13 protein-coding genes and 1 tRNA gene are annotated in these 17,471 nt (G+C 65.3%); 5 read left to right on the top strand and 9 right to left on the bottom strand.

The window, feature by feature from the left end; genetic code table 11:
- Window positions 1-11: 11 nt before the first annotated feature.
- Window positions 12-1,844 carry a protein-disulfide reductase DsbD family protein gene (locus BerOc1_RS00850; protein ID WP_071543836.1) on the bottom strand — a complete coding sequence of 611 codons (1,833 nt, stop codon included), beginning with the start codon at window positions 1,842-1,844 and terminating at the stop codon, window positions 12-14.
- Between the two features lie 98 nt (window positions 1,845-1,942).
- Between BerOc1_RS00850 and BerOc1_RS00845 the strand changes: the two genes are divergently transcribed.
- Both BerOc1_RS00845 and BerOc1_RS18740 read left to right on the top strand, forming a co-directional pair.
- Window positions 1,943-2,018: transfer RNA gene (locus tag BerOc1_RS00845), tRNA-Lys, on the top strand.
- A gap of 282 nt (window positions 2,019-2,300) precedes the next feature.
- Window positions 2,301-2,948 carry a hypothetical protein gene (locus tag BerOc1_RS18740; RefSeq protein ID WP_129586459.1) on the top strand — a complete coding sequence of 216 codons (648 nt, stop codon included), beginning with the start codon at window positions 2,301-2,303 and terminating at the stop codon, window positions 2,946-2,948.
- Between the two features lie 38 nt (window positions 2,949-2,986).
- On the opposite strand, the gene mdoH is transcribed toward BerOc1_RS18740, so the two are convergent.
- The 5 genes from mdoH to BerOc1_RS00820 form a co-directional block, all read right to left on the bottom strand.
- A complete protein-coding gene (mdoH, locus tag BerOc1_RS00840) occupies window positions 2,987-5,083 on the bottom strand; it encodes a glucans biosynthesis glucosyltransferase MdoH (protein WP_071543835.1) in 2,097 nt (698 codons plus the stop codon).
- 8 nt (window positions 5,084-5,091) lie between these two features.
- Complete coding sequence (locus tag BerOc1_RS00835; protein ID WP_071543834.1) at window positions 5,092-5,463, bottom strand: hypothetical protein; 372 nt, start codon at window positions 5,461-5,463, stop codon at window positions 5,092-5,094.
- The gene (locus BerOc1_RS00830) at window positions 5,447-7,048 is read right to left on the bottom strand and encodes an OpgD/OpgG family glucan biosynthesis protein (RefSeq protein WP_071543833.1); all 1,602 of its coding nucleotides are present in this window, start codon (window positions 7,046-7,048) and stop codon (window positions 5,447-5,449) included. The genes BerOc1_RS00835 and BerOc1_RS00830 overlap by 17 nt, the downstream gene beginning before the upstream one ends.
- A 314-nt stretch (window positions 7,049-7,362) precedes the next feature.
- Entirely contained in the window at window positions 7,363-8,739 is a 1,377-nt protein-coding gene (locus BerOc1_RS00825) for a HAMP domain-containing sensor histidine kinase (protein WP_071543832.1), read from the bottom strand.
- The gene (locus BerOc1_RS00820) at window positions 8,736-9,434 is read right to left on the bottom strand and encodes a response regulator (RefSeq protein WP_071543831.1); all 699 of its coding nucleotides are present in this window, start codon (window positions 9,432-9,434) and stop codon (window positions 8,736-8,738) included. The genes BerOc1_RS00825 and BerOc1_RS00820 overlap by 4 nt, the downstream gene beginning before the upstream one ends.
- A gap of 147 nt (window positions 9,435-9,581) precedes the next feature.
- Between BerOc1_RS00820 and BerOc1_RS00815 the strand changes: the two genes are divergently transcribed.
- The 3 genes from BerOc1_RS00815 to BerOc1_RS00805 are packed head-to-tail and all read left to right on the top strand — an operon-like array spanning window position 9,582 to window position 15,488.
- A complete protein-coding gene (locus BerOc1_RS00815) occupies window positions 9,582-11,063 on the top strand; it encodes an efflux transporter outer membrane subunit (RefSeq protein ID WP_242652814.1) in 1,482 nt (493 codons plus the stop codon).
- 2 nt (window positions 11,064-11,065) lie between these two features.
- Window positions 11,066-12,325, top strand: a complete 1,260-nt coding sequence (locus tag BerOc1_RS00810; protein ID WP_071543830.1) for an efflux RND transporter periplasmic adaptor subunit — start codon at window positions 11,066-11,068, stop codon at window positions 12,323-12,325.
- Window positions 12,318-15,488: an efflux RND transporter permease subunit gene (locus tag BerOc1_RS00805; protein WP_071543829.1), complete on the top strand. Its 3,171-nt coding sequence runs from the start codon at window positions 12,318-12,320 to the stop codon at window positions 15,486-15,488. The genes BerOc1_RS00810 and BerOc1_RS00805 overlap by 8 nt, the downstream gene beginning before the upstream one ends.
- Window positions 15,489-15,554: 66 nt before the next feature.
- On the opposite strand, the gene thiE is transcribed toward BerOc1_RS00805, so the two are convergent.
- Genes thiE through BerOc1_RS00790 form a run of 3 tightly spaced genes read right to left on the bottom strand, consistent with a single transcriptional unit; the run spans window position 15,555 to window position 17,304 of the window.
- On the bottom strand, window positions 15,555-16,193 hold the full coding sequence (thiE, locus tag BerOc1_RS00800) for a thiamine phosphate synthase (RefSeq protein ID WP_071543828.1): 639 nt from the start codon (window positions 16,191-16,193) through the stop codon (window positions 15,555-15,557).
- A complete protein-coding gene (thiM, locus tag BerOc1_RS00795) occupies window positions 16,190-17,005 on the bottom strand; it encodes a hydroxyethylthiazole kinase (RefSeq protein WP_071543827.1) in 816 nt (271 codons plus the stop codon). The genes thiE and thiM overlap by 4 nt, the downstream gene beginning before the upstream one ends.
- Window positions 17,002-17,304: an MTH1187 family thiamine-binding protein gene (locus BerOc1_RS00790; RefSeq protein WP_071543826.1), complete on the bottom strand. Its 303-nt coding sequence runs from the start codon at window positions 17,302-17,304 to the stop codon at window positions 17,002-17,004. Before BerOc1_RS00790 ends, thiM begins: the two co-directional genes overlap by 4 nt.
- Window positions 17,305-17,471 lie beyond the last annotated feature (167 nt).

Below are 17,471 nucleotides of genomic sequence, written 5' to 3'. Positions count from 1 at the left end.
TTCCGGGTTACCTATAGGGATTTCAGCAGCTTTTCAAGCTGGTCGGCGGTGTACAGGTCGCGGATGACCACCGGGGTCTCGCGGCCGTTCACGCGGAACACGGCGGCGGTGGGCAGGCTGCGGCTGCCCAGGGCGGCCAGCAGGGCCTCGGTCTCGGGGTCGCGTTCGGTCATGTCCACCTTGATGAAGCGGACGTTGTAGCGCTCCTTCCAGGCGGTCACGTTGGCTCTGGTCAGGACCGTGGCCTCAAGCACCTTGCAGGTGGGGCACCAGTCGGCGGTGAAGTCCAGGAGGATGTTCCCGCCGCCCAGGTCGCGGTTCAGGGCGGCCGGGTCGAAGGGCTCCCACGGATCGGCCTCGGCCCTCTTGGGCGTGGTCCAGTACACGGTGGCGGCCAGGAGCACAAGCACGCCCACGCGCAGGAGAAGCTGGACGCCCTGGCCCGCTGTCCGTGACCGGCCCCACAGCCAGCCGCCGAACAGGATGACCCACAGCGGGGCCAGGATGCGCAGGCTCGCGCCGCCCAGGGCGATGCCCGCCAGGTAGAAGGCCGTGCCGAGCAGAAAGAAGGCGATCGCCTTTTCCACGTATTCGATCCACGGCCCGGACCGGGGCAGGAAGCGCGACAGGCCGGGGCTGATGATCAATAGAATATAGGGCGAGGCCATGCCCAGGCCGATGGAGAAGAAGACCGTGGCGATGACCAGCGGCCCCTGGATGAGCGCCCAGCCGAGCACGCCGCCCAGGAACGGGCCGCTGCACGGGGTGGCCAGCAGGGTGGTCAGCATGCCGGTGAAGAACGCCTGCTGGCGCGGGTCTTTGTGCCCGGCCCCGAACTTGAGGTCGATGACCGGCAGGTGGAACAGGCCGAACAGGCTCAGGGCCAGCGCCCCCATGATCGCGGCCATGGCGACGACCAGCCAGCGGTTCTGGAAGAGCGCCCCCCAGGCCGAGCCCGTGGCCCCCAGGATCGCGGCCAGGAACAGGAAGAACGTCAGCACCCCGAGCACGAAGAAGACGTTGTGTTGCCGGAAGACCCGGATGCGCGCTTGGGGGTCGCCCTCGGCTCCGGCCCCGAGCAGGGAGGAGAGTTTCAGGCTGACCACGGGCAGGACGCACGGCATGACGTTGAGGATGAGCCCGGCCAGCAGGCCCATGAGGATAGCCGAGAGCAGGCCGCCGACCTCGAGCCCGGGCTGGAAGTAGGTGGGGGTGAACTGCCAGTTCACGATGGCCTCGCCCGCCTCGGACTCGTCCGGGGTCGCCTGTGCCTGCGCCTTGCCGTGGGCCATGCGCAGGAAGTCGTCCCACCACGGCTGCGCGTCTGCGGGCGGCAGTCCGGCCGTGTCCAGTCCGGCCTGGCCGAAGGATTGTTCCACCCGCGCCGGGACGCACCGGGTCGGATGGCACAGGAGCAGGTCCAGGGAGAGGCTCACCGGAAACGGCGCGTCCAGGCCGTCGGGCACCAGGACGAAGAGGGTGGTCCCGTCCAGGTAGGCGAACACGGTCACGGTCGGGTCGTAGCTGTCCGGCTTCTTCTTGCCCCTGGGGTAGAACACGGTGAGCGCCGTGCCGTCGGCGGCCGTGGCGGTCAGGCGCGTGGGCTTGCCCGTCTCGCCCGGGATGTTGGAATAGGCGTACCAGTCCTTGTCGATATGCATGGTCAGGGCCAGCAGGGTGCCGCCGGACGAACCTGGCCCCATGGCGTCCGGGGCCACGGCAAAGGGGGCCACCGAGGTCTTCATGGCCAGGGAGGACGGCTGCATCAGGGCGTTTGCGGGCCGTGCGGGCAGGAGCAGGAGGGCGCTCAGGAGCAGGGCGGAAAAGAGCTTGTTTATGGGCATTTAGGTCCTGTGTTAAAAAAGTGAAAATTTGTGGTTGACTTTTCCGGGTCCGACTTATAGTTATCTCTCCGTCGTGACGAACAACGCCGCGACCGAGTGGGTCACTAGCTCAATTGGCAGAGCAGCGGACTCTTAATCCGGAGGTTCAAGGTTCGATTCCTTGGTGACCCACCACTCGAAAAACACACCCCGTCAGCAATGGCGGGGTTTTTTGTTTTGGGTTTTTGGTCAGTGAAAAGGCGGCGGTTGCGGTCATCGTATTTCTCGTCGCTGTGTCGGTGGTTGAAAGGTGCCGGACCTGCCCCGCCCATGGGCGGACGGTCTATCCGGCGCAAGACCCATCTTACCTCACCCCGGCGTCAGGTCAATGAGATGATGACTTGATTGAGGAACGGACCGGGAACAAGGAAGCGTCGTAAGATTTTGTTTCGTCTGGTTGTGTGATAAGTGGCGTACATGGCATATATCAAAGAAACTGTTCTCCCCACGTTCAAGTTGATCCTGAGTAGATTGGTACGGACAACCGTACACCTTCTATTGAAACCTTGGCCTCTGTGGTGTCTGATCGTATATATTGCTTTTCATTGGTTGCTGCGAAACCAAGTTGATTTTGAATTGAGAGAGAGGGTTGACCGTTGGGTGATTGTGATTGCCCAAGTGGTTGGAGCTGCACTCGTGCTGTGGTCATTGAATAAGAACTTAGGGCTACTTGATGAGAAGACTTGGTTTCCTAGATTGTGGGAATGGGGCCGAACTCTTTGGAATATTTGGTTTCCCCAGAAAACGTCTGTAAATATTACAGTTGTTGAAGCAGACGATAGCGCTTGTATTAGTGTAACTACTGCTCCTTCAATGTGGTCTTTAGAGGAGAGAGTTGTTGAGCTGGAGAGGCAGTATAATGAACTGCATGGGAAGATTCATCGACATAAAAATGAACTAACACAACGTATTGAGTGTACCCAAAAGGACCTTCAATGCGAGATTGAGTTGAAATCAAACGACACACGCCGTCTAATCGAGCTTGCGACTGTAAAAGGACTTAGGCCTCAGATTTTTGGAGCTCTTTTAGTAATGTACGGTGCTTTGATACCCGTTTTAAATTGAAATCATTTTAGGAATAGACCCTAACGTCACGAAATAGCTCAGGCCCGCTTGAGCCACGCCCTGCGCACGGCGTCGCCGTCGGCGGTCCAGGCGCGGGTGTGGACTTCCAGGAGGGAGTCCGGGGCGCGCAGCAGGCATTGCTTCTCGCCTGCGGACAGTGAGTTGGGGCCTTCTTCCAGCAGTTTCTCCACCAGGCGCGCGTTGCGGGCGCGGGCTATCTCGCCGGGGTTGCGCTTGTGGCGCAGGAGCAGGGCGCGGCGCAATCCATTGAGCCCGGGGTCGAGCAGGGCGCGCAGGAAGCCGGATTCGCGCGGCAGGTCGAGGGGCACGGGCGCGGCCTCCATCTCGGCGGTGTAGCGGGTCACGTCCTGGATTTCCCGGTCAGGGAAGGTTTCCTCCGGGATGAGCAGCAGCCGCTTGTCGCGCAGCCAGCGGCCCGGGCCGTCGCTGCTGGTCAGGACCGACAGGGGCATGGAGAAGACGATGGGCAGGACTATGGGTGCGATCCACCAGAAGAAGCGCGGGGCGTAGAGCAGGACGATGCCGCCCCAGACCAGCCCGAACAGCACGCCGGTGCCGTGGAAGCGCAGCGCCTCGCCCCAGGTGGTCGCCCGGTCGTCGCGCTGCTGCGAGCCCCAGCCGATCTTGCGCCCGAGGAGGGTGATACACACGAACTTGCTGTGGAAAAGCATGCGGATGGGGGCCAGCAGGGCCGAGAAGGCGACTTCCAGGACAATGCTGCCCATCAGCCGCAGCGGGCCGCCGAACAGTCTGGAACTGCGCGTCTTGAAGACGATCAGGAGATAGCTCAGGACCTTGGGGAAGAACAGGAGCACGCCCGTGGTGGCCAGCAGGACCAGAGCCCAGAGAGGCTGCCACACGGGCCAGGCCGGGAACAGGGAACGCGTGGCCGTGAAATAGTTCGGTCCGACCACGGCCTGGATCACGGCCTCGACCGAGGAGAGCATCAGGAACAGAAACCACAGCAGGGCCGAGGCGTAGCTCATGGCCCCGTTGAGGAAGAGCACCCGGTGGGCCGGGAAGAGCCCCTCGGTGAACAGCAGGCGGAGGTGCTGCAGGTTGCCCTGGCACCAGCGGCGGTCGCGCTTGAGCTCGGAGAGCAGGTTGGGCGGGCATTCCTCCCAGCTGCCGGTCAGGTCGAAGGCCAGCCAGACCTCCCACCCGGCGCGGCGCATGAGCGCGGCCTCCACGAAGTCGTGGCTGAGTATGTCGCCGCCCAGCGGCGGCTTGCCCGACAGCCGGGGCAGGCCGCAGTGGCGCATGAACGGCTCCACGCGGATGAGCGCGTTGTGCCCCCAGTACTGGGCGTCGCCCAGCTGCCAGAAATGCAGTCCGGCCGCGAACATGGGGCCGTAGGCGCGGTTGGCGAACTGTTGCAGCCTGCCGAGCAGGGTGTCCCGGCCGAAGCAGGCGGGCGCGGTCTGCAGGATGCCGATCCGGGGCCGCCGCTCCATGATGTGGACCATTTTGTTCAGGGTGTCGCCGCGCATGACGCTGTCCGCGTCGAACACGGCCATGTACTTGTAGTCCTTGCCGTGGCGGCGGCAGAAATCGGCCACGTTGCCGCTCTTGCGCTTCAGGTTGACCTTGCGGTTGCGGTAGAAGATGCGGTCCTGCGCGCCCAGCTCCTCCACCAGCGCGGCCCAGGCGGCCTCCTCCTCCATCCATTTGTCCGCGCCGCCCGAGTCGCTGAGGATGTGGATGTCGAACTGGTCCGCGCCCGGCGTATCCCTCAAGGAAAGATAGGTGGTCTTGATTCCGGCCATGACCCGGGGCGTGTCCTCGTTGCAGATGGGGAAGAGCACGGCCGTGCGCGGGCGCTCGCCCGGTTCCAGCGGTTCGGACAAAGCGTGGCTGGTCGCAAACCGGTCGTAGCGGCGCATGATCGTGAACCAGCCCATGATGGCCGTCCAGAATCCCACGGATATCCAGGCGAACAGGATGGAGTAGACGATGATGATGGCCAGTTCCAGCGGGGTGGACCCCTTTTCGGGCAGGACCGAGCCCACGTAGGCGCTGGCCATGGCCGACGGGATCAGGATGAGCAGGGTCAGTATCAGGCGCCGTTTTCCGGTGGAGAATTGCAGGCGGGAGTCGCGCGGATCGCGTTGCATCAGGGGCCTCACTGGGAGATGTTCAGCAAAAGCGTCAGGGCCAGCAGCAGGCCGACCACGGCCAGCCAGCCCCATTGGGCCAGAAAACCGCCCAGGCCGGAGCGCGGACGGCCCAGGTACTGGCAGGGCATGTGGCTGCGCCCGACACACGGGTGGTCGGGCGGAAACGAAGCCGGTTCATGGGCGGGCAGCAGGGCCAGCAGCGCGTCCAGGCCCTGTTCCGGAGTCGCTCCGGCTGGCAGCTTGCGCAGGGCCGCGAGGACCAGCTCAAGGCGCTCCTCCGTGGTCAGGGGGAGCTGTTCCGCATAACTGAGCAGGCAGCGGGCGGTCCGCTCGCGCGAAGCATCCGCGTCCCGGCCGTGGTCAGGGGCGATAGGCATAGTTCCAGGTTTCCGTCAGAGTGGTGTCGTTGATCTTGAGGAACGCGCGCAGGTCGACGGGCGGCTTGCGCTTGGGAAGGACTTTCTCCAGGGCCGAGGGGGCCTGGTCGGGCCGGACCACAAAGGACAGCCGCCAGCCGCCGGTGTGCTCGTTCTTTTCCACCAACTGGTCGGACACGACCGCGCCCTTGCCGCAGGTGACCACGCCCTCCACCTTGGAAGGGGGCAGGAGCAGGCTCAGGGCCTTGCTCTCGAAATCGATGACGAAACGCTGCCCGCCGTCCCCGGCGTCGCCGGCGCGGGTGGCCTCCACATAGCCCAGGGGAGGATGGGTGAAGCCGTCGCCGTTCCACAGCAGCCGGTATTCGTAAGTCTGCGGCACGCCCACGGGCAGGGCATCCTTGGGGCTCCAGAAGGCGACTATGTTGTCGTGGATCTCCTGGTCGGTGGGGATGTTGATCAGCTCCACATGGCCGAATCCCCAGTCGCCCACGGGTTCCACCCACAGGGTCGGGCGGCGTTCGTAGGCCGCCTCGAGGTCCTGGTAGTGGGGGAACTCCCTGTCCCGCTGGACGAGGCCGTAGCCGCGCACATTGTCCGCCTGGAAGGCGTTGACGTCCAGGTTTTCGGGGTTGTCCAGGGGGCGCCAGAACCATTCGCCCGAGTTGTTCTTGATCAGCAGGCCGTCCGAATCGTGCACCTCGGGCCGGAAGTCGCGGACCTTGCGTTCGTCGGTGTTCTCGCCGAACAGGAACATGCTGGTCAGCGGGGCGATGCCGATCTTGGCCACGGGCACGCGCAGGAACAGGGTGGCGGTGACGTCCATGGCGGTGGTCTTGCCGCCCTTGACGACAAAGGTATACGCCCCGGTCAGGCTTTTGCTGTCCAGCAGAGCGTGCACGGTCAGGCCCGGGCTCTTTTTGGCCGGTTTTTCGATCCAGAATTCCTTGAAATAGGGGAACTCCTCGCCGTCCGGCAGGGCCGTGTCCACGGCCAGCCCCCGGGCCGACAGACCGCGGACCTGATCGGGGGCCATTGCCTGGAAGTAGCTCGCGCCCAGGAAGGACGCGATCTCATGAAACGGCATGGAGGCGTTGCCGGGGCCGTCGATGCGGAATCCGGCGAATCCGAACTTGTCCGGTATCTGCTCCGGCAGGGTGTGGTTGTTGCCGTAGTCGAACATGGCGCGATCGAAGGGAACCGGCTCGGCCGCCCCTTTATCCACGACGTTGACGGCCACCAGCCGGTCGTAGAGCAGGCCGGGGTGGAAGAATTGCACCTGGAAGGGCAGCTTTTCCTTTGCCCAAAGGACTTTTTCCGGACGGTAGGTGATGTTGTTCCAGGCCGCATCGCTCAAGTCGAGCAGTGCCTGGGGCACCTCGCCCTGGGGCGGATTGAACGGGGACTGGCTCAATTCCCGAGCCTTGTCCACCACCACCTGGCGGGTGAATCCCGCAGGTTCATCGGCCTTGGCCGGTTCCGCGTGCAGTGTTCCGGGCCAGGCCTGGACGAGCAGGAACAGAGCCGGGATCAGGAGATGTATGCGCCGGAGCGCGTGCCTCGGCGAACGTGTGCTATTCGACATGGTTGTTGTGCGTCTTCGTTTTTTGTTTGTTTCCGGCCAGAGCATGTAAGCATGTACCGGGTTTCAAAGAGAAATGACAGTACGCGATGACAATCGTTATATCAATTTTGAAACGCGTATTTGCACAAGGTTCTTTTTTTCTGGATATTCAGTGTGTTGTCGGTGAGTGCACTGAAAAAACAATTGAAATACTTCTTCGCGCCGGAAGAAAATGATAGGCGATCTCTATGGGACGAGGGAGAAGGCGGCGCCGGGAGTGTCCGAGTCGCCGGTCCGTTGCGGGGGCCGCCGCAGGGGCGGCTCGTTGTTGAAGATCAGTCCAGCGGCAACCGGATGGTTATGGCGAAGCCCTCGCCGGGGCTGTCCGCGCGGATGGTCCCGCCGTGGTCTTCGACGATCCTCCGGGCAAAGGCCAGGCCGAGTCCGTTGCCTTCCACCTTGTCGTAGCCCAGACGCCGAAACGGCGAGAACACCGCCTCCAGCTCCTGGTCGCTCAGGGCGGGGTAGTCGTTGGTCACCCGGATGGTCAGGGCCTCTCCGTCGGAATCGCAGTGGATGTCCACCGGGCCGTTGTCCGGACTGTACTTGACCGCGTTGGACAGGACGTTGTCCAGGACGATGCGCATGTCCTGCCGACGGCAGCGGTAGGGCGGCACCGGCGCAAGATGCGGCTTGAGCCGGACGGCCCGATCGCCGATGAGCGGCCTGACCCTCTCGGCCGCCGCTTCGAGCATCTCGTCCATGTCGACCACGTCGTCGCGCGGCGGCGGCTCCTGGAGATCGAACTTGGACAGCTTGATGATCTGGTCGATGAGGGAATCCATGTGGTCGATTTCCTCTTCCATGCGCCGGACGTGCTTGGTCACGCCGTCCGTGCGGCCCGACTCCAGCCGTTCACGGACGATCTGCTGGGACACGCGGATGCGCGCCAGGGGGGAGCGCAGTTCGTGGGACAGGTTGGCGGTCAGTTCGCGCCCGCCCCGGACCATCTTTTCCAGGCTGCTGGCCATGTGGTTGAAGGTCCGGGCCAGGGTGCCCATCTCGTCCTTGCGTTTGGCCTCCACCCTGGGGGAGAAGTCGCCCCGGGCGAGCTGTTGGGCGGACTCGGTCATCTGGATCATGGGCCGGGTGATGCGCCGGGACACCGGTATGAGCAGCAGGGCGGCCACCGTGGCCATGAGGCCCAGCCCCTCCATGAACCAGACTTCTTCGTTATGGGTGATCCACGCGTTGAGCAGGTGCACGGTCAGGGTGCCCATGGGCGTTATGAGCGGCCCGTAGGCGTAGATGGAACCCTGGTCGCCCTTGCGCACGAAATAGATGTGGTCGCCCTTGTCCGTGGTCAGCTTGAGGTCCAGCTCCTCCTCGCCGGTCAGGGGCGGGGCCTGGAAGGACCGGGCCACGGTCTCGCCGCGTTCGTTGGTGATCCACGCCTCGCCGCTGAAGGCGTTGGCGTACACGTCGAGGAGACGGTCGAGGCGGGCGCGCAGTTCCGGGGTGAGCCTGTCCGCCCCGTCGATCTCCATGCCGATGATCTGCTGCAGCGCCTCGCTGCGGTTCAGGGCGTGCCGGGCGAACGGCGGGCGCATGTGGCCCATCTTGAGCAGCCCGCCGATGGCCGCGATGGCCACGGCCTGGACCAGGATGAAGGCCACGAGGATATTGAGGTACAACCGGCTGACCTTCATCATTCCCCCACGAACATGTAGCCCGTGCCCCAGACGGTCCTGATCCGCTTGGCGTGATTCGGGTACGGCTTGAGCTGGGAGCGCAGCTTGCTGATGTGCACGTCGATGGATCGGTCATAGGCCGCGAAATCCTTGTCCCAGACCATGTCCATGAGTTCGTCGCGGGTCAGGGCGCGGTCCGCGTGGGTCATCAACGCCTTGAGCAGGCGGAATTCGGTGGGGGCCAGTTCGATCTCGTCGCGGTCGACGACCAGGACCTGCCGGGAGAGGTTCAGGATGAGCCCGCCCGCGCGGACGGCCTCGGCGTCGGCCCTGCGCTCCCCGCAGGATTCCACCCGCCGGAGAACGGCCTTGATCCGGGCCAGCAGTTCGCGCGGGTTGAACGGCTTGGCCATGTAGTCGTCGGCCCCGAGTTCGAGCCCGACGATGCGGTCCGTGTCCTCGCCCTTGGCCGTGAGCATGATCACCGGGGTGACGAATTCGGCGCGGATGTCGCGCAGGACGTCGAGCCCGTCCTTGCCCGGCATCATCACGTCCAGGATGATGACGCTCGGGTTGATGGAGCGGATGGTCTCCGCCGCCCGCGCGCCCGAAGGCAGCGTGGCCGTGGAGAAATCGTATTCCTCCAGGTATTCCGCCACCAGTTCGCGCAGCTTCTGGTCGTCGTCGATGATCAGCACCGGACCGTTGTTCTTCATGCTGTCCCCTTACCCGCATGTCGTCTGAAATGAAAAGGTTCCCGAGCCGCTTTTTACAATCTTTAACAACTTTTATCATCCCCCCAACACTTCTCCCATATTTTTTCGGTAGGTTCGGGACCAGTGAAACCACCCATGGAGAACAATGTGAAAGGCAAGATGAAAAAAACGGCCGTCCCGGCGGCGCTCACCCTCCTGGCAGTGCTCCTCGCGGCCTGCTCGCCCTTCAGGCCGGACGCCCGCACCGACGACGCGGCCCCGTTGCCCACGGCGTACACCCTCTATTCCGACCGGCCCCTGGAGACCGGCAAGTGGTGGGAGGCGCTGGGCAACGAGGAACTGAACGGCCTGGTGGAGACCGCCCTGGCCGCCAACTTCGATCTGGAACAGGCCTGGGCCAGGCTGCGCCAGGCCGGAGCCGTGGCCGTCCAGTCCTCGGCGGGCAAGTATCCGACCCTGGACGCCACCGGCGACTACAAGCACACCCGGTCCTACACCAAGGGGGCCAGGGGCGGCACAATCACCGACGAGACCCACTCCATCGGTCTGGAAGCCGGGTACGAACTCGACCTGTGGGGCCGCGTCGAGGCCGGGGCCAGGGGCGGGGAGCTCGATTACCGGGCCACGCGCGAGGACTTGAGCGCCTCGGCCATGACCGTGGCCGGGGAGGTGGTCTCCCGCTGGCTGGAGATCCAGTCCCAGCGGCGCAAGGAGCGGATCATCGAGGAACAGATCAGGACCAACCAGACCTACCTTGAACTCATCGAACTGCGTTTTCGCAACTCCATATCCACGGCGCTGGATGTCTACCAGCAGCGCCAGAACCTGGCCATGGTCAAGGCACTGCTGCCGCCGGTCAAATCCCGGGAACAGCTGCTGCTTAACGAACTGGCCTTGCTCATGGGCAAACCCGCCGGGTCCGTGACCGTGGCCGGCGCCGAGGTGCCCCAACCCGAAGCGTTGCCCGGGCTGGGCCTGCCCGCCGATCTCCTGGCCAACCGGCCCGACGTGCGCTCGGCCGGGCTGGCCCTGTCGTCGGCGGACTGGGGCGTGGCCGCGGCCCGGGCGGACCGGCTGCCTTCCCTGACCATGGCCGGGACCGGCCAGTTCACCGGGGACCAGCTCGGGACCCTGTTCGACAACTGGATACTGACCCTGGCCGGGGCCGTGGTCGGCCCCATCTTCGACGGCGGCTACCGCAAGGCCGAGGTGGACAAGGCCAGGGCCGTGGTCGACGAGCGGCTCGGGGCCTACAAGTCCACCGTGTACACCGCCTTCAAGGAGGTGGAGGACGCCCTGGCCGAGGAGACGTGGCAGAAGCGGTACCTGGAGGCGCTCTCGGCCCAGCTCGAGGCCTCACGCGTGAGCCTGCGCGAGGCCGTTTCCCGCTATACCCAGGGGCTGGACGACTATCTTCCGGTCCTGAGCGCGCTGATGTCCGTGCAGGACCTCGAGGTGACCATGGTCACGGAGCGGACCAACCTGATGCTCTACCGCGTGGCCCTGTACCGCGCTTTGGGCGGGACCTGGACCGACTCCCTGACAGATCCGTCCGCTGCGGCGGACAAGACAATCGCCGATGACGGAACTATTGAATCTCATGATATAAATTCTGGAATCAAGGGGTAAACATGAACCTTTACTTTAATAAAATACGCGCTGTTTTCCGCCTCAAGCTGCTCGTGCCCCTGGCCATTGTCCTGGCGTCCGGCGCGGGCTCGTATCTCATCATGGTCTCCGCGCCCAAGGCCAAGATGCGGCCGCCCCAGGTCATCCGCCAGAGCGTGGAGACCAGACAGGCCGCCCTGGCGAATCACCGCGTGGTGGTGGACGTCATGGGCACGGTCACCGCGGCGCGCGAGATCGATCTCAAGTCCCAGGTGTCCGGCAAGGTCGTCGAGGTCAGCCCGGACTTCGTGCCCGGCGGATTCTTCCAGGCGGGCGAGCCCATCCTGAACATCGACGCCAAGGATTATGAGCTGGCCGTTCGCGAGGTCGAGGCCCAGGTCACCGAGGCCGAGTACGACCTCAAGGTGGAGCAGGGGTACCAGAAGGTCTCGGCCCGCGAGTGGGCCCTGCTGCAGGAGGCCGGGAACGCCACCCAGGCCGAGACGGACCTGGCCCTGCGCAAGCCGCACCTGGCCAAGGCCCAGGCCGACCTGCGCGCGGCAAGGGCCAAGCTCGAACAGGCGCGCATCGACCTGTCGCGGACCCGGATCGCCGCCCCGTTTGCGGCCATGGTCGAGTCCAAGGACACGGACCTGGGCGCGGCCGTGGCCGTGCAGGGCGGCCTGGCGACCCTGGTGGGCACCGACGAGTTTTGGATCCAGGCCTCGGTGCCCGTGGACCGGCTGGGCTGGATCAACCTCCCATCCGCCGTCCGGCCCGAGGGCTCCACGGCCCGGATCATCTCCGGCAGCGGCGCGGACGAAAGCGTGCGCAAGGGCCGCGTGGTCCGTCTGCTGCCGTCGCTCGAGGATGAGGGGCGCATGGCCAGGGTGCTCATCGCGGTCAAGGACCCGCTCAATCTCGAAGGACGGGCGGGCGTCAAGCCGTTGCTGCTCGGCAGCTACGTCTCGGTCAGGATCGAGGGCAACGAACTCACGGACGTGATCGCCGTTCCCAGGACCGCTTTTCGGGACAACAGCCGTGTCTGGGTGCTGGCCGGGGACGGCACCCTGGACATCCGGACCGTGGACCCGGTCTGGAAGGACGAGGAGAGCATCGTCATCCGGGAGGGGCTGGCCCCGGGCGAGCGGATCGTCATGACCGACCTGGCCGCGCCGGTCCAGGGCATGCTCCTGACCGGCGTGGACGACGGCAGCGGTGCGGCCGCCCAATCGGTCCCGCAATCGGCCGGAACCACGACCGGGGAGGCGGACAATGGCTAACGTACCGCAGGAAAACGGCAAAGGGCCCATCGCCTGGATGGCGGGCAATTCCGTGGCCGCCAATCTGCTCATGGTCGTGTTTCTGGTGGGCGGGCTGATCTTCGCCCTGCAGATCAAGCAGGAGGTCTTTCCCGAGTTTTCCCTGGACACGGTGACCGTCTCCATCGCCTATCCCGGGGCCAGCCCGTCCGAGGTGGAGCAGGGGTGCGTCCTGGCCATCGAGCAGGCCGTGCAGGGGCTCGACGGGGTGAAGGAGGTCACTTCCACCTCTTCCGAGGGCAGCGGAACCGTGGTGGTCGAGGCCCTGGAAGGGGCGGACGTGCAGAAGCTGACCCAGGACATCAAGACCGAGGTGGACCGGATCACGTCGTTCCCCGAGGAGGCCGAGGACCCGGTCATCTCCGAGGTCTCGCACCAGCGCCAGGTCTTGTCGGTGATGATCTCGGGAGACCAGCCCGACACCACCCTGCGCGAGTTGGCCGAACAGCTGCGCGAGGAACTGATCGCAAGCGACGGCATCACCCAGGCCGAACTGGCCGAGGTCAGCGGCTTGCAGATATCCATCGAGATACCCCAGAGCCGTTTGCGGGCCCACAACCTGACCTTGGGCGAGGTGGCCGAGCGCGTCGGCGAGGCCTCGGTGGACCTGCCCGGCGGGGCCATCAAGGCCGATTCCGGCGAGGTCCTGGTGCGCATGAAGGACCGCCGCGACTATGGCCGCGACTTCGCCCGCATTCCGGTGGTCACCGGCAACGACGGCACCCAGGTGCGCGTGGAGGATCTGGGGCGGGTCATCGACGGGTTCGAGGACGACGACATCATCACCACTTACAACGGCAAGCCCGCCGTGCGCGTGGACGTGTACCGCGTGGGCGACCAGACGCCCATCTCCGTGTCCGACGCGGTCAAGGCGTCGCTTGCGACCTTCCGGGCGCGGCTGCCGTCGGGCGTGTCCGTGGACATCCTCAACGACATGTCCGAGGTCTACGCCCAGCGCATGGACCTGCTGCTCGGTAACGGCTACCTGGGGCTCGTCCTGGTCTTCGGTTTTCTGGCACTGTTTCTGGAGCCGAGGCTGGCCTTCTGGGTGGCCATGGGCATCCCGACCTCGTTTATGGGCAGTTTCCTGATCCTCTCGCTCTTCGGGGTGAGCATCAACATGATCACCATGTTCGCCTTCCTCATAGCGCTGGGCATCGTGGTCGACGACGCCATCGTGGTCGGCGAGAACGTGTTCACCATGCGCCAGCAGGGCATGGGGCCGCTTGAGGCGGCCATCGTCGGGGCCAGGCGCATCGGTATGCCCGTGGTCTTCAGCGTGCTGACCAACATCGCGGCCTTCATGCCCCTGCTGTTCATTCCCGGCGTCATGGGCAAGATATTCTGGTCCATCCCGGTGGTGGTCATCTCGGTCTTCGCCATCTCGCTTGTCGAGTCCCTGTTCGTCCTGCCCGCCCACCTGTCCCATCTGGGCGGCCACAGGAGTTCGATCATGGTCTGGATCACCAGATACCAGGAAAAGGCGGCCCATGGATTGCTCCGCTTCATCCGGGGCGTGTACCGTCCGTTCCTGGACTGGTGCCTGCACTGGCGCTACGCCACTGTGGCCGCGGGCGTGGCCCTGCTGCTCGTGTGCACGGCCTACGCCCTGAGCGGCAGGCTCGGCTTCACCCTCATGCCCAAGGTGGAATCCGACTTCGCCTACGCCACGGCCGAGCTGCCCTACGGCTCGCCCGTGGAAAAGACCGAGGCGGTCCGCGACCGGCTCCTGGCCGCCGCCCGCAAGGTGGCGGAAGAGAACGGCGGGGATAGGCTGGTCATCGGCATGGACTCCAAGATCGGCGGTGCGGGCCGCGAGCTTTCCGGTCCGCACGTGGTCAAGATCAACGTCTACCTGGCCGGGGCGGACGTCCGGCCGATCACCACCCAGCAGTACGTGGACAAATGGCGGGCCGAGGTCGGCGACATCGTCGGCCTCGAGGTCCTGTCCTTTGCCTCGGACCGGGGCGGACCGGGCGCGGGCAACGCCCTGGAGTTCGAACTCAGCCATTCGGACACCAAGGTTCTGGAGCGGGCGGCCCGCGACCTGGCCGACGCCCTGGAGCAGTACCCCAGGGTCAAGGACGTGGACGACGGGTTCTCGCCCGGCAAGGACCAGCTCGATTTCACCATGACACCGGCGGGCCGGGCCCTGGGGCTGACCGCACAGGGCGTGGCCGCCCAGGTGCGCGCCGCCTACTACGGCCGGGAGGTCCTGCGCCAGCAGCGCGGCCGCAACGAGGTCAAGGTGATGGTCCGCAGGCCCGAGAACGAACGCATCTCGGAATACGACCTGGAAGAGCTGATGCTCAAAACGCCGGACGGCAAGGAAGTGCTCCTGCGTGACGTGGTCGACGTGAAGCGGGGCAGCGCGTACACCTCCATCAACCGCACGGATGGCCGCCGCGTGCTCTCGGTCACGGCGGACGTGGACCCGCGCGACCAGGCGACCCAGGTCATGCAGTCGGTCCTGGCCGAGGTCATCCCGAGGCTCAAGGCCGAGTATCCGGGTCTGTCCTGCCGCATGCAGGGCAAGCAGGCCGACCTGAGCGAGTCGACCAACACGCTGTTCGAGGGGCTGTTGCTGGCCATGCTGGCCGTGTACGCCCTGCTGGCCATCCCGTTCAAGAGCTACGTCCAGCCGCTGATCATCATGGTCAGCATCCCGTTCGGCGCGGTGGGCGCGATCCTCGGGCACATGGCCTTCGGCTACTCCATCAGCCTGATGAGCCTGCTCGGCATCGTGGCCCTGTCCGGCGTGGTGGTCAACGATTCGCTGGTGCTCATCGACTGCGCCAACGAGTTCGCCAGGGCGGGCAAGTGCGCCCATGACGCGGTGCTGGACGCGGGCACGGCCCGGTTCCGGCCCATTCTGCTGACCACCCTGACCACCTTCAGCGGCCTGGCCCCGATGATCCTGGAGACCTCCATGCAGGCCCGGTTCCTCATTCCCATGGCCCTGTCGCTGGGATTCGGCATCCTGTTCGCCACCGTGATCACCCTGATCCTGGTCCCGGCCCTGTACATGATCCTGGAGGACATCCAGCGCAGGCTGCACATCATGGCCTTCAAGCGGCCGCCCGAGCCGCACGGCGCCGGGCGGGAACTGGCCGAACAAAAATGACGCGGCCCCCCGAGGAAGGCCGCGCAAACGCCCCGAACAATGGGGCACGAGTGAAGGGGGGCGGTCCTACCGCGCCCCTTCCTTCATGGTGCGGACCAGCTCCCGCGTCGCCTCGGTCGGGGAGGGGGCGGAGCAGATGGCCGAGACCACGGCGATGCCCGCCACACCCGAACCGGCCACATCCTTTACGTTGTCGCGCTGCACGCCGCCGATGGCCACCAGCGGGAGGGAGGACAATTCCACGGCGCGCCTGAGTCCGTCCGGGCCCCAGGGCGATCCCTTGACGTCCTTCTTGGTCTGGGTGGGGTAGACCGGGCCGATGCCTATGTAGTCCACCGGGCGGTTTTGGGCGTCCAGGAGTTCGGCCTCGGTCTCCACGGACAGGCCGACGATGGCGTCCGGGCCCATGAGTCTGCGGACGTCTTCGGGGAGCATGTCGGACTGACCCACGTGCACGCCCTCGACCCCGGCGGCCAGGGCCACGTCCACGCGGTCGTTGATCAGCAGGGGGATGGACAGGGGCTTGAGCAGCTTGTGCAGGGCGCGGGCGAGGGCCACGAATTCGCCGGTGTCGGCCTCCTTTTCGCGCAGCTGGACCATGGTGCAGCCGCCCTCGGCGGCCCGGGCCACGACCTCTTCCAGGGACCGGCCCAGGCAGAGGCTGCGGTCGGTCACGAGATAGACGAGCAAATCTTGAGGATTCATTCCGCCACCACCTTGAGCCGGGCGCGCACCGTGTCCTCGTCCAGGAGGTAGAGCGCGTCGTGAAAATGCATCTGGAGGCTGCCCGGGCCGGGCGAAACCTCGGCTGCCTGCTCCCCGGCCATGTTCATGACCGCCGCGGTGTCCACGGCGGCCTGGAAAAAGTCGGGCTGTATGGCGGCGAACGCCCCGGCCAGGGCGGTGCAGGTGCAGCCGAGCCCGGTCACGCGCGGCATCATGGCCGACCCTCCGGCCAACCGCGTCTCGCGGTTCTTGCCGACCACCAGATCGGTCTCGCCGCTGACCAGGACCACGCAGCCGTAGCGCTCGTTCAGGGCCTTGGCCGCGCCTTTTGCCTCGTCCACGCCCATGAAGGTGTCCACGCCCTTGGGCTTGCCGTCCTCCCCGGCCACGGCCATGATCTCCGAGGCGTTTCCACGGAGGATGGCGGGGTGGTACTTTTCCAGGAATTTACGGGAGATGTCGGTGCGCAGGGCGTTCACCCCGGCGGCCACCGGGTCGAGCACGATGGGCATGCCCATGTCGTTGGCCCGGGCCATGGCCGCGTGCATGCCGACCACGTAGTCGTCGGCCAGGGTGCCGATGTTGACCACCAGGGCCCCGGCCAGGTTGACCAGGCCGGGCAGGTCCTCTGCCACATGGCTCATGGCGGGCGACGCCCCCAGGGCGAGCAGGGAGTTGGCCGTGTTGTTGGTGACCACGTAGTTGGTGATGTTGACGATGAGCGGGGCTTTTTCGCGGACCGCCCGGATGTCCCGCCAGATGGTTTGGATCAACGTCTCGGGAGCGCTCATTTCAGCAACTCCCCGACGCTGTCCACCTTGCCGCGCATGCGCCCGGATTCGCCTTCCCGGGAGTCCACGGCCAGGGTCAGGTAGACCCGGCCGCATTCCTTGCGCATGTCGTCGTGGCATTGCTTGATGGTCCGCATTATGTCGGCGAGGTCGCCTTCCAGCACGGTGCCCATGGGGCCGAGTTCATGGGCCAGGCCGGATTCCCGGACGATCTCGATGGTCCGGGCCACATAGGGCGCGAACGAGCCCTGGTCCGGCCGCTCCAGGGGAAAGAGGCTGAAGGTGGCTACACAGCTCATGGTATCCTTCCTTGTAAATGTATCCGTTCAAGGCCGCCGGGCGGCCGGTGCACGCAGAATTGATCCATTCCCTTCCAAGGTCAATGCCCGTTCTCTTCCAAATGTAATTTCTCTCGTTCACCCCTTCGTCACATCGCGACCGCACGCCCCTGCCGAAGGCACCTGAA

Origin of the sequence: Pseudodesulfovibrio hydrargyri (assembly GCF_001874525.1) — a bacterium.
GTDB lineage: Bacteria > Desulfobacterota > Desulfovibrionia > Desulfovibrionales > Desulfovibrionaceae > Pseudodesulfovibrio > Pseudodesulfovibrio hydrargyri.
Note: the sequence above shows the minus strand (reverse complement) of the source record. Positions and strands in the feature narration are given on the sequence as shown.

Coding starts and splice junctions, on each gene's coding strand:
- thiM (WP_071543827.1), bottom strand. CDS start 17,005: ATGAGCGCTCCCGAGACGTTGATCCAAACCATCTGGCGGGACATCCGG.
- BerOc1_RS18740 (WP_129586459.1), top strand. CDS start 2,301: ATGGCATATATCAAAGAAACTGTTCTCCCCACGTTCAAGTTGATCCTG.
- BerOc1_RS00810 (WP_071543830.1), top strand. CDS start 11,066: ATGAACCTTTACTTTAATAAAATACGCGCTGTTTTCCGCCTCAAGCTG.
- BerOc1_RS00830 (WP_071543833.1), bottom strand. CDS start 7,048: ATGTCGAATAGCACACGTTCGCCGAGGCACGCGCTCCGGCGCATACAT.
- BerOc1_RS00820 (WP_071543831.1), bottom strand. CDS start 9,434: ATGAAGAACAACGGTCCGGTGCTGATCATCGACGACGACCAGAAGCTG.
- thiE (WP_071543828.1), bottom strand. CDS start 16,193: ATGAATCCTCAAGATTTGCTCGTCTATCTCGTGACCGACCGCAGCCTC.
- mdoH (WP_071543835.1), bottom strand. CDS start 5,083: ATGCAACGCGATCCGCGCGACTCCCGCCTGCAATTCTCCACCGGAAAA.
- BerOc1_RS00825 (WP_071543832.1), bottom strand. CDS start 8,739: ATGATGAAGGTCAGCCGGTTGTACCTCAATATCCTCGTGGCCTTCATC.
- BerOc1_RS00805 (WP_071543829.1), top strand. CDS start 12,318: ATGGCTAACGTACCGCAGGAAAACGGCAAAGGGCCCATCGCCTGGATG.
- BerOc1_RS00790 (WP_071543826.1), bottom strand. CDS start 17,304: ATGAGCTGTGTAGCCACCTTCAGCCTCTTTCCCCTGGAGCGGCCGGAC.
- BerOc1_RS00835 (WP_071543834.1), bottom strand. CDS start 5,463: ATGCCTATCGCCCCTGACCACGGCCGGGACGCGGATGCTTCGCGCGAG.
- BerOc1_RS00850 (WP_071543836.1), bottom strand. CDS start 1,844: ATGCCCATAAACAAGCTCTTTTCCGCCCTGCTCCTGAGCGCCCTCCTG.